This window comes from Rhizobium sp. ZX09 (genome assembly GCF_017357485.1).
In the GTDB taxonomy this organism is placed as follows: Bacteria; Pseudomonadota; Alphaproteobacteria; order Rhizobiales; family Rhizobiaceae; genus Agrobacterium; species Agrobacterium pusense.
On sequence record NZ_CP031363.1, the window covers coordinates 2,398,540 to 2,410,276 of the forward strand.

An 11,737-nucleotide genomic window follows, 5' to 3' on the forward strand; every position below is an offset into this window, starting at 1 on the left:
TCAGGCCTTGATGATGTGTCTTGCGGAAATGCCCCGGCGCGCGAAGGCGTTTCGCGTGTCGATGATCAGCGGAGCCCATTCGGCAAGGGCGGCATAGTCCACATTGTCATGGTCGGTCGCAACCAGAACAGCATCGAAAACGCTGATGGACTGCCTGTCCCAGGAGACGGACTTCATGCCCATCAGGTGGCTGTATTCCCGTGTCTTCGGGATTTCGGCCACATGCGGATCAAAATAGGCCGCTTCGCCACCGCGCTCCTGAACAAGCTCGATGAGCTTCAATGAAGGGCTTTCACGAATATCGGGCACATTTTTCTTGTAGGCGAGACCGACGACCAGCACCTTCGAGCGGCTGAGCGCCTTGCCGGAATGGATGTCGAGCGCTTCCGCAACCCGCCCCACAACGTGGCGCGGCATGCCGGTGTTGATTTCACCTGCAAGCTCGATGAACCGCGTTGGCAATTCATATTCGCGAGATTTCCAGGTGAGATAGAAAGGGTCGATCGGTATGCAGTGACCGCCAAGACCGGGGCCGGGATAAAATGGCATGAAACCGAACGGCTTGGTTTTTGCCGCATCGATGACTTCCCATATATCGATACCCATAGCCTCGTAGACGACCTTAAGTTCGTTGACGAGCGCGATATTGACAGCGCGGAAGACATTTTCGGTGATCTTCACGGCCTCCGCCGTCGCGTTGGTCGAGACCGGAACGATTTTCTTGACCACCGATCCGTAAAAAGCCGCCATCAGCTGCCCAGCAGCCTCGCCGTCACCCGCAACGACCTTCGGAATGGTCGACGTTTCAAAGTCCCGGTTGCCGGGATCTTCCCGCTCGGGGGAAAAGCCGATGAAGAAATCGATACCTGAGACGAGACCGGTGCTCTCCAGAATGGTTTTCACAATCCCATCGGTAGTGCCGGGATAGGTGGTGGATTCCAGCACCACAAGCTGCCCCTTGCGCAGATGCGCGGCAATGTCGTGACAGGTCTTCTCGACATAGGAAAGGTCTGGCTCGCGATACTTCGTCAACGGCGTCGGTACGCAGATGGCGATCACGTCACACTCGGCCAATCTGTAGAAGTCGCATGTGGCAACAAAGCCGTCATTTTGCCTGGCTCCTGCGAGCACGGCATCCGAAACCGCCTCGATATAGCTCTGACCCGCATCTATCGCAGTAATTTTACCGGGGTCGATGTCGAAACCGACAACCTTGAAACCAGCTCTGGCGATTGTCATCGCAAGCGGCAGGCCCACATAGCCGAGGCCGATCACGCCCGCTTTGGCGCTCTTGTTCTCGATGCTGGAAAGCAGGGCTTGGGAAATGTCTGGAGAAGTCAAAGCGTGTCACGCTCCGCGCATGTGCAAAAGATGTCTTTCAGTTGGGCAAGAATGGCGAGGCTGTCAAGGCTCCGCGTCTTCAAATTCCGGTTGACGCCAGAGGCACGACCAACGCAAAACCATCCGCATGAAGATCGCCTTTTATTCGCCGCTCAAAGCACCCAACCACCCCGTTCCTTCCGGCGACCGGTTGATGGCCCGCCTGTTGATGCAGGCGATGGCAATGGGTAGCCATGAGGTTTTTGTCGCGTCCGAGCTGCGAAGCTTCCTGAGACAGCCGGATGATCCCGAGCGGTCGTCCCTTGCCGACCGGGCCGAACGTGAAGTAGAGACTATTGCGGAGCGCTGGCGGTTGCACGGCGCACCGGACCTGTGGTTTTGTTATCACCCGTACTACAAGGCTCCAGACCTGCTCGGACCGGAACTCACCAGCCGTTTCAATATATCCTACGTCACCGCCGAAGCATCCTATTCGCCAAAGCGCAACGCCATGGGCTGGCAGGCAGTGCAGGACGGGTTGTTGTCGTCGTTGAACGAAGCCGCAGTCAATATCTGCTTCACCGAACGGGATCGCGAAGGGCTCGTACAGGCCTCTCCTGGGCTTCAATGGGCGATGCTTCCGCCTTTCATCGACCCCGCGCCCTTTCTCAAGGTTGTTCCCCAGCCGAAACGGACACGGCTCATCACCGTCGCTATGATGAGGGCGGGCGACAAACTCGAGAGCTATCGCGCCCTGTCGAACGCTCTCGCCCTGCTACCACAAGACCTAGACTGGACACTTGAGATCGTTGGCGACGGTCCGGAACGCGAGGCGGTGCAAGCCATGTTCAGCGGCTTCCCTGAAAATCGCCTCGTCTGGCACGGGCAAAAAGCCGCAGACGAGATCGCAGCGCTTCTCTCGAAAGCTGCCTTTTATGTCTGGCCGGGTCACGGCGAGGCCTACGGCCTTGCCTATCTGGAAGCACAGGCAGCCGGCCTGCCCGTGATCGCCGAAAAAGTGGCGGGCGTTCCCGAAGTCGTAAAATCTGGCGCCACCGGATTACTGACACCTGAAAATGATAGTGCCGCTTATGCAGATGCGATCAAGGCCCTGCTTTACGACGACAGGCGGCGACAGGAACTGGCAAAAGCAGCCCGCCGGTTCGTCATGCATGAACGGTCTCTGGAAAATGCCGCAACGAAGCTGAACGATATTTTGATGCAAGCAAAGGCACGAAGGTCATGAGTCTCGAAAAACTCGTCGCAGCACTGGACGAATGCGGGCGTCGCGGCATTTCGGCCGATCTGTGGCTCAGGGACGACGATGCAGTGGACCCGACGGGGGCACTCGATACCCTGCTCGATCTTTGCGAAAGTTTCTCGGTTCCGGTCACCCTCGCGGTCATTCCCGAAACGACGACCCGCAGGCTCGCGCAGCATCTGGATGCCTCGGACATTGCCCAGGTGGCGGTTCACGGCTGGTCGCATACCAATTATGCCGGCGATGGACAAAAGAAACAGGAGCTTGGCCTCCACCGGGAACTTCCCCTCGTTCTCGACGAGCTGCAGTCCGGGCTGGAAAAACTCTACGATCTGCATGGACCACGTGTCGTGCCGATGCTGGTGCCCCCGTGGAACCGCATCGACGCCCATATAGTGAGGGAACTGACTGGGCTTGGATATCGGGCCCTCTCCGTTTTCGGTCCGGAGAAGGACACAGCGCCGCCATGTCTGAATACGCACGTGGACGTGATCGATTGGCATGGCACCCGCGGCGGCCGTGGCCACGATGTCCTGTTTGCCGAGACGGCGGCCCGCATCCTGCGCGCTGCCGAGGAAGGCGGCACAATCGGCATCCTTACCCATCATCTCGTGCACGATGACGCCGTCTGGCATTTCCTCCGGCGGCTTTTCGAGGTGACCGCACGGCACCGCGCAGCACGCTGGTGCTCCTCTAAAGACCTCGTCGAAGCAATCTCACCATGATTTCCAGGCGATCAGCAGCCCGCCGGCATCCTTGGCCAGATCCCGCCTGATCTCATCAACTGTATCAAACGGCGTTCGGTCCGGAACGGATGCCGCGACAAACGCTGCCGGTGCAAGGCTGATGCTTCCCTGCCGGGCAATGACGGTGAAAATCAACGGCCCGGTGGACCACCACGCCGGCGCGCGCGGCATTTCTTCGAGAATGTCGGGAAAGGCGGCCAGCATCTTGCGAAAGACCGGATGCGCAGCTGGAGCGGCAATGAAGGAATTAGCGAGAAGCATACTTCCCTGTCCGGTATTCCGCGGCGTTTTTTCATCAAACGCCGTGAGACCCGCAAGGGGAAGGAATGAATCGAAACTCGCGTCGTCGCGCGCCGGATACCAGTCGCAGTCGAGATAGATGCCGCCGAACCGCTCGAGCAGGATGTAGCGGGCGACGTCAACAGCACCCGGATAGTCGCCCTCGCTCAGCATCCTGTTAAAGACGCTATTCGCAAAAACCCCTTCCCGCTCAAGATCGGCTTCCCGCCAAAGGCGATAATCGTAGCCGTGCTTCAGCGCATGGGCAGCCCAGGCCTCGACCGACATGGGCGGCGATTTCTCGCCAATCCATATCTGATGAATGAGCCTCGGCACATCCTCCCGGCTTTTGAGGTTTATTGTGCGGCGTTCTTCCACGGAAAATCGCGCATATTTTTCCAGCACCTGCGGGGGTGGCACCAGCGTATACTGATAACCGATCTTCGCGACCATATCGCCTTCGGCCTTGGCAAGACGCAGCCGTGCGGCATGCAGCCGGCGCGGCAGGCCGAGCACCGTCTGCTCTCCCATCAGATGCCCGTCCTTTGCTGCAACCAGCGATAAGAGAAGCGCGTTCGCCTCAGCATATTGGCCGTTATTCTGCAACTGACGCGCATCGTTCAGCTTGGCGTCGTAATATTTCTTGTCGGACATGGATCCTCGTTCGAAAGCTCCCGTCAGCATATTACGAAACAAGCGCGGTGGGGCAAGTCGCAGCATTTCGGAAGCCGGCTTCAAATTTGCTAAAGAATTCGATGTTTCAGAAGGATAGACAGACAACAAACCCTGCGATAACGTTGTTTTAAGCCCTCCCGAGCAATTGTCACAAGGCAACGATAAAGAGGCGGCAAGGAACCCTTTGGCATGAGCGCAGGCGCAGATTTGCTCCGTATCGAAAATCTGCAGGTCTCGTTTTCTCTCATGGGTGGAACGATCGATGCAGTCAGGGGGGCGAGCCTCCGCATTCTTCCGGGCAAAGTAACCGCATTGGTCGGTGAATCCGGCTCCGGAAAATCCGTCATTGGCCAGACGATCATGGGCATCCATCCCAAGACCGCTCGTGTGAATGGCCGCGTACTGTTCACCGATCCGGAAAACACTGCGGGCGGTCCCGTCGATCTTTTGCAATTGCCCAAAGACGGCCGCGAAATACGCGCCATCCGTGGCAACCGCATCGGGCTGATCTTTCAGGAGCCCATGACCTCGTTTTCGCCGCTGCACACCATCGGCAACCAGATTGACGAGGCGCTCAGAATCCACAGCATCCTTTCGCCGGCGGAACGTGCGGAAAAAATGTATGAGACACTCGATCTCGTCGGGTTTTCGAACCCGAAGAAGGTCGTGAACATGTATCCTTTCGAGCTTTCAGGCGGCATGCGCCAGCGCGCCATGATCGCCATGGCGCTGATCTGTCGTCCCGCGCTTCTGATCGCCGACGAACCCACGACAGCGCTTGATGTGACCATTCAGGCGCAAATCCTCAAGCTGCTGCGTGACCTGCAGAGCAGGCTGAATATGAGTATGCTGCTCATCACCCATGACCTCGGCGTGGTGGCGAACATTGCAGATGAGGTTGCCGTGATCTATCAGGGCGAGATCATGGAAGCCGGCACGGTCGATGATATCTTCAAATCGCCAGCCCATCCCTATCTCAAGGGTTTGATGGCAGCCGTTCCGCATTTCGACATGAAGCCGGGCGAGAGGCTGAAGGCGCTACGCGAAATCAACGTCGACCATGAAAGCCTGGTGGGCAAGAAAACCGCGACGGTCAACAAAACCCCTGGTCCGCTTTTGACCGTGGACAATATCAGCAAGACGTTCACGACGCGCAAATCGAGCTGGTTCCGCAAAGGTGACGCCAGCGCAACCAAAGCGGTAAACAGCGTCAGCTTTGAGATCCGTCGTGGAGAATGTCTGGGGCTGGTCGGCGAAAGCGGCAGCGGCAAGACAACCGTCAGCAAAATCCTCATGCGCGCCGTTCGTCCGGATCAGGGTTCCGTCACCTTCCACCGTCCGCAGGGCGATATCGATGTCCTCAACGCCCGGGACGATGACCTGAAAGAGCTCCGGTCGAAGATACAGATGGTCTTTCAGGACCCGATATCGTCGCTATCGCCGCGCATGACCGTGGGAAACATCCTGAGCGAGCCGCTGGAAATCCACGGTCGGGGTGATGCGAAATATCGCTCCGAAAAAGTGCGCAACCTCGTCAGGGCCATCGGGCTTGGGGAAAGCGCGCTGAACCGTTATCCGCACAGTTTTTCGGGCGGTCAAAGACAACGTATCGGCATTGCAAGAGCCCTCGCACTTGGCCCGGAACTGCTGATCTGCGACGAACCCGTCTCCGCTCTCGATGTTTCCGTGCAGGCGCAAATTCTCAATCTGCTGAAAGATTTGCAGCAGGATCTCGGGCTTACCTACCTCTTCATCTCGCATAATCTTGCGGTGGTGGATTATATGGCCGATCGCGTGGCGGTCATGTGCGAGGGCCGCATCGTGGAGCTGGCGCCACGGGAAATCCTGATGCGCGCTCCGGTGCATCCCTATACGAAATCCCTGCTGGCCGCCGTGCCTTTCCCCGATCTCGACCGTCCGCTCGATTTCCGCACCATCGGCAAGATCAGTGCGACGGGCAAATTCGACTGGGGCAAACAGTTCCGCGACGAGGGGGATGGCGAGATGGTATCGGCCGATCTTGGGGAGGGCCATTTCGTACTTGCGAACGGCAATGCCGACATGCGGGAGCTTCGCCCTTGATCACGCGTCGCACCGCTCTCGCTCTCTTGGCCTCCGTCTTTGTGCCGGCTTATGCGCGGGCCTCCTATACCGACCCCACCTATTTCAAGGAAAAGCGCGAAAAGGGCGAATTGCCCGACATCGCCGAGCGCCTGCCGAAAAACCCGCGCGTCATCGACATGAAGGCACTTGGCCGAGAGCCAGGGAAACATGGTGGATCGGTACGTATGCTCATTGGCGGCCAGCGCGACATTCGCCTGATGCCGATCAGCAGCTATGCCCGCCTTGTCGGTTACGACGAAAAATTCGAACTTCATCCGGATATTCTGGAAAGCTACGACGTACAGGAAGAACGCATCTTCACCTTCAGGCTGCGCGAAGGCCATAAGTGGTCCGATGGCAGTGATTTCACGTCAGAGGATTTCCGCTATTTCTGGGAAGATGTTGCCCTCAATAAGGAAATCCACAAGGGCGGTGCGCCGATCGAGCTTCTGGTCAATGGCAAACCGCCCCAGATCGAGGTCGTTGACCGGCTAACCGTGCGATACACCTGGGACGGCCCCAATCCGGATTTTCTGGCGAAACTGGCGGCCGCCTCGCCGGCGCGGCTGTTCTTGCCTGCCGCCTATATGAAACAGTTCCACATCAAATATCAGACGGCGGAAAAGCTCGCCAAGCTGATCAAGAAAAACAAGACAGACGACTGGAGCGGGCTGCATATCAAGATGTCGCGGCAGGTGCGCCCCGAAAATCCGGATCTGCCGACGCTCGATGCCTGGCGTAACACAACCGCGCCGCCGGCCGAACAGTTCGTGTTCGAACGCAACCCCTATTATCACCGCGTCGATGAAAACGGCCTGCAACTGCCCTATCTCGACCGCTTCCTGCTCAACGTCACCTCGTCGGATATCATCTCGGCCAAGACGGCGTCGGGCGATAGCGACCTGCAATATTTCGGCCTCGATTTCGCTGATTACACTTTCCTGAAGGATGCTGAAAAGCGCTTCCCCCTGAAAGTTAACCTCTACAAGCGCTCCCAGGGCTCGCGCATCGCGCTGCTGCCAAATCTCAATTGCGCCGACCCGGTCTGGCGCAGCGCTTTCCAGGATGTGCGTGTGCGCCGCGCGCTCTCGCTCGCGATCAACCGGCACGAAATCAACATGGTCTGTTTTTACGGGCTGGCGAAGGAAAGCGCAGATACCGTACTGCCAGAAAGCCCGCTTTACCGGCAGGAATTTGCGGACGCCTGGAGCGCTTTCGACCGCGCAACGGCCAACAGGCTGCTCGATGAAGCGGGTCTCGACAAGCGCGACAATGCCGGCGTTCGGCTCCTGCCTGATGGTCGACCCGCCTATATCATTGTCGAGACGACAGGCGAAAGCACGCTCGAAACAGACGTGATGGAGCTGGTGACGGATCACTGGCGACATATCGGCATTGCCGTTTCTGTCCGCCCCACCCAGCGCGATGTTTTCCGCAAGCGCGCCATGGGCGGAGAAGTACTGATGTCGGTGTGGATGGGTATGGACAATGGCGTGCCAACGGCCGACATGCTGCCTTCCGGCCTTGCCCCCACCGGTGACGACCAGTTGCAATGGCCGGTCTGGGGGATTCACTATCTATCCGGCGGCCGCGAAGGCAAAGAGCCCGATCTGCCGGAAGCGGCCCATTTGCTTGATCTTCTGAAAAAATGGCGTCGAAGCGTCACCGAGGAAGAACGTCAGGCAATCTGGCTGGAAATGCTTGGCGTCTATACGCAGCAGGTATTTTCCATCGGCATCGTCAACGGCGCGCTGCAGCCCGTCGTCCATGTCAAGCGCATGCGGAACGTGCCGGAAAAGGCGCTTTTCGGTTATGAACCCACTTCCTATCTCGGCGTCTACATGCCGGATAGCTTCTGGTACGACGGAGACGCCTGATATGCTGCGGTATATTCTGAAGCGCGTCCTCGTCATGATCCCGACGCTCATCCTGATCTCGATGCTGGTTTTCACCATCATCGAACTGCCCCCGGGCGATTATTTCGAAAGCTATGTCGCTGAGCTGCGCGCCATGGGCGAAACGGCAAATCTTGCCGAAATCGAGGAACTGCGCGTCCGCTACGGCTTCGATCAGCCCGCCCCGATCCGCTATTTCCGCTGGGCGACCGGCATGCTTGTCGGCGATTTCGGTTATTCCTTCGAATATCAGCTACCCGTGAGCGACGTGGTGGGAGATCGCCTGTGGCTGACGGTTCTGGTTTCCTTCGTTACCATCATTGTCACCTGGCTGCTGGCTTTTCCGATCGGCATCTATTCCGCCACGCATAAATACAGCTGGGGCGATTACGGGCTCACCTTCCTCGGCCTGCTCGGCATCGCCATCCCCAACTTCATGCTGGCATTGATTCTGATGTACTTCGCCAACATATGGTTCGGCATCTCCATAGGCCATCTGATGGACCGGGAATATCTGAACCAGGCGATGAGCTGGGCGAAGTTCAAGTCGATCCTTGAGCATATCTGGATTCCCGTTCTCATCATCGGAACGGCGGGCACGGCCGGCATGATCCGCCGCCTGCGAGCCAACCTTCTGGATGAATTACAGAAGCAATATGTGGTCACCGCCCGCGCCAAGGGCCTGCACCCTTTCAGGGTATTGACCAAATATCCGCTGCGCATGGCCCTGAATTTTTTCATCTCGGATATCGGCTCGATCCTGCCTGCCATCATATCGGGCGCGGAAATTACTGCCGTCGTCCTGTCGCTCGAGACCACCGGCCCCATGCTCATCCGGGCGTTGCAAAGCCAGGACATGTATCTGGCGGGTTCGTTCCTGATGTTCCTTGCGTTCCTGACGGTGATCGGCGTTCTGGTGTCGGACATCGCCCTTGCCATACTCGATCCGAGAATCCGCTTCGGAGGTGGTAACGTCAAATGACTTCATCCATTCCGAATCCCGGCGAAGCCCTGCCGCACTATGTCTCGACCGCGCCCTTCGACCCGTCGCTGATCGAACCCAACACGTCTGGCATGGCGGCCTTCAGCAAAGCCTCGCAGTTGAAGCTCATGTGGTGGCAGTTCCGCCAGCACAAGATCGCGGTATGGTCCGGCGCCTTTCTGGTGGTGCTTTACCTTTCGATTCTGATCTGCGAGTTCCTCGCCCCCTATAATCTCCACACCCGCAATATCGAACACATATACGCCCCGCCCCAGGCCATCCACCTCTTCAATGACGGGAAATTTGTCGGCCCCTTCGTGTATGGCCGTGAAATGACGCTCGACATGGAAAATCTGAGGCGTGTCTACCGGGACGTGCCGACCGATATCCAGCCGCTGCGTTTCTTCTGCAAGGGTGACACCTATCGTTTCTGGGGCATGTTCGAGGGCAGAACCCATCTCGTTTGCCCGGCAGAAGGCGGTGAACTGTTCCTTCTCGGCACCGACCGCCTCGGGCGTGACGTGCTGTCCCGTATCATCTACGGCGCGCGCATTTCACTGACCATCGGCCTCCTCGGCGTCGCCATGAGCTTCGTTCTCGGCATTGTGATCGGTGGCCTGGCGGGATATCGCGGCGGCACGTTTGACCTGATTGTCCAGCGCATCATCGAGGTCCTGCAATCCATTCCCAGCATTCCGCTATGGCTGGCGCTCGCGGCCATCATGCCGGTGACCTGGAGTCCGATCCTCGTTTATCTCGGCATCACCATCATTCTCGGCATGCTGGACTGGACCGGGCTGGCGCGCGCCGTGCGTTCAAAGCTACTGGCGTTGCGCGAGGAAGACTATGTTTTGGCTGCGCAATTGATGGGAGCAGGCACACCGCGTATCATTGGCCGACATCTTATTCCGGGCTTCATGTCCCATCTTATCGCCTCGGCCACCCTGACGATACCGGGCATGATCCTTGGCGAAACAGCGCTCAGCTTCCTGGGCCTCGGCCTGCGCCCCCCGATCACAAGTTGGGGAATTCTGCTCACGGAGGCGCGCAGCGTCAGCGTCATTGCGCTATATCCCTGGCTTCTCATCCCGACGATCCCTGTCGTTCTCGTCATTCTGGCCTTTAATTTCTTCGGTGACGGACTACGTGATGCTGCGGACCCCTTCAGATAAAATGGAATACACCTTGATAAACTGCCCTTCCGAAGCCGCCTTCATCGTGAAAGGCAAAAAGAGGTGTGGCCCATGAGCTCCCGTTTGAACGACGCGCGCATTCTCATGTACAGCCACGATTCCTTCGGTCTCGGCCATCTGCGGCGGTGTCGCACCATCGCGCATGCCCTGGTGGAGGATTATCGCGGTCTCAACGTCCTCATCATTTCAGGGGCTACCATTGCCGGTGCCTTCGATTATCGCGCCCGCGTCGATTTCGTGAAAATTCCGAGCGTCATCAAGCTGCGCAACGGCGAATACACCTCGATGGACAGACATATCGATCTTCAGGAAACGCTGAAGATGCGCCGGTCCATCATCTACCATACCGCCGAAAGCTTTCAGCCTGACATCTTCATCGTCGACAAGGAGCCCATGGGCCTTCGCGGCGAGGTGGAGGAAACACTCGCTTATCTCAAGGGACAGGGCACCAAGCTCGTCATCGGCCTGCGTGATGTCATGGATGCGCCGCAGCTGCTCGAGGCGGAGTGGAAGCGCAACAACGTCATGACCAAGATCGGCCAGTTCTATGACCATGTCTGGGTCTATGGCCCGCCGGATTTCCACGATCCGCTGACGGGGCTCGACGTTCCGCAGACGGTGCGCGACAAGATGGATTTCGTGGGCTTTCTTCAGAGATCGAAGACACAGGCGGAGACCGCGGCGCATCGGCCGGAAGGCGATTATCTTCTCATCACCACAGGCGGCGGTGGCGACGGCAGTGAATTGATCGATGACGTCATCAACGCCTACCGACATGACCCGGAGCTGACGCACAAGGCGCTGGTCGTGCTCGGCCCTTATATGCCGGCGGATCAGCGCCAGCGCTTCATGAGCAGCGTGGCCGATATACCGCACATCGAAATCATCGAATTCGACAATCGCATGGAAGATCTCGTCGCTGGCGCACAGGCCGTAGTCTCCATGGGCGGCTATAACACCGTCTGCGAAATATTGTCCTTCGACAAACCCGCACTCGTCGTGCCCCGCACGGTGCCGCGGGAGGAGCAGCTTATCCGCGCCAGCCGCGCATCGGAGCTGGGTCTTTTCGACATGCTCCTGCCGGAAGATGCCGAGAACCCCGCCAAGATGGCGGCCGCCCTCAAAGCCCTGCCGCACCGCGCGCCGCCATCCGTCAATTCGTGCGGGCTGAAGCTCGACGGGTTGGAAAACATATCACGCAGGATTGCCGAATGGCTGCCGCCCGAGGGCGACAAGACGCCGATCACGCTCAGCGCGTAACCCGGCCTCGGCAACCAACGTTC

At 58.3% G+C, this 11,737-nt stretch carries 9 protein-coding genes; 7 read left to right on the forward strand and 2 right to left on the reverse strand.

Translation table 11 applies throughout. The annotated features are described in order from the left end of the window. Entirely contained in the window at positions 1-1,341 is a 1,341-nt protein-coding gene (locus BTN45_RS11865) for a nucleotide sugar dehydrogenase (RefSeq protein ID WP_207587989.1), read from the reverse strand. Positions 1,342-1,468: 127 nt separating this feature from the next. Between BTN45_RS11865 and BTN45_RS11870 the strand changes: the two genes are divergently transcribed. After that, positions 1,469-2,566: a glycosyltransferase family 4 protein gene (locus BTN45_RS11870; RefSeq protein ID WP_207587991.1), complete on the forward strand. Its 1,098-nt coding sequence runs from the start codon at positions 1,469-1,471 to the stop codon at positions 2,564-2,566. Continuing rightward, positions 2,563-3,306 carry a polysaccharide deacetylase family protein gene (locus BTN45_RS11875; protein WP_207587993.1) on the forward strand — a complete coding sequence of 248 codons (744 nt, stop codon included), beginning with the start codon at positions 2,563-2,565 and terminating at the stop codon, positions 3,304-3,306. Before BTN45_RS11870 ends, BTN45_RS11875 begins: the two co-directional genes overlap by 4 nt. Here BTN45_RS11875 and BTN45_RS11880 read toward each other — a convergent pair. Beyond that, on the reverse strand, positions 3,298-4,260 hold the full coding sequence (locus BTN45_RS11880) for a glycosyltransferase (RefSeq protein WP_207587994.1): 963 nt from the start codon (positions 4,258-4,260) through the stop codon (positions 3,298-3,300). The two genes, BTN45_RS11875 and BTN45_RS11880, sit on opposite strands and share 9 nt — an antisense overlap. A gap of 210 nt (positions 4,261-4,470) precedes the next feature. Between BTN45_RS11880 and BTN45_RS11885 the strand changes: the two genes are divergently transcribed. The 5 genes from BTN45_RS11885 to BTN45_RS11905 all read left to right on the forward strand — a co-directional run bounded on the left by BTN45_RS11885 (position 4,471) and on the right by BTN45_RS11905 (position 11,714). After that, positions 4,471-6,363, forward strand: a complete 1,893-nt coding sequence (locus tag BTN45_RS11885) for an ABC transporter ATP-binding protein (RefSeq protein ID WP_004443693.1) — start codon at positions 4,471-4,473, stop codon at positions 6,361-6,363. After that, positions 6,360-8,261 carry an ABC transporter substrate-binding protein gene (locus tag BTN45_RS11890; protein ID WP_207587996.1) on the forward strand — a complete coding sequence of 634 codons (1,902 nt, stop codon included), beginning with the start codon at positions 6,360-6,362 and terminating at the stop codon, positions 8,259-8,261. The genes BTN45_RS11885 and BTN45_RS11890 overlap by 4 nt, the downstream gene beginning before the upstream one ends. A gap of 1 nt (position 8,262) precedes the next feature. Next, positions 8,263-9,261: an ABC transporter permease gene (locus tag BTN45_RS11895; protein ID WP_004443698.1), complete on the forward strand. Its 999-nt coding sequence runs from the start codon at positions 8,263-8,265 to the stop codon at positions 9,259-9,261. After that, positions 9,258-10,433 (forward strand): ABC transporter permease, encoded by a 1,176-nt coding sequence (locus tag BTN45_RS11900; protein ID WP_072495120.1) that lies wholly within the window; start codon positions 9,258-9,260, stop codon positions 10,431-10,433. Before BTN45_RS11895 ends, BTN45_RS11900 begins: the two co-directional genes overlap by 4 nt. A gap of 72 nt (positions 10,434-10,505) precedes the next feature. Continuing rightward, positions 10,506-11,714 carry a glycosyltransferase family protein gene (locus BTN45_RS11905; protein ID WP_006699094.1) on the forward strand — a complete coding sequence of 403 codons (1,209 nt, stop codon included), beginning with the start codon at positions 10,506-10,508 and terminating at the stop codon, positions 11,712-11,714. Positions 11,715-11,737 lie beyond the last annotated feature (23 nt).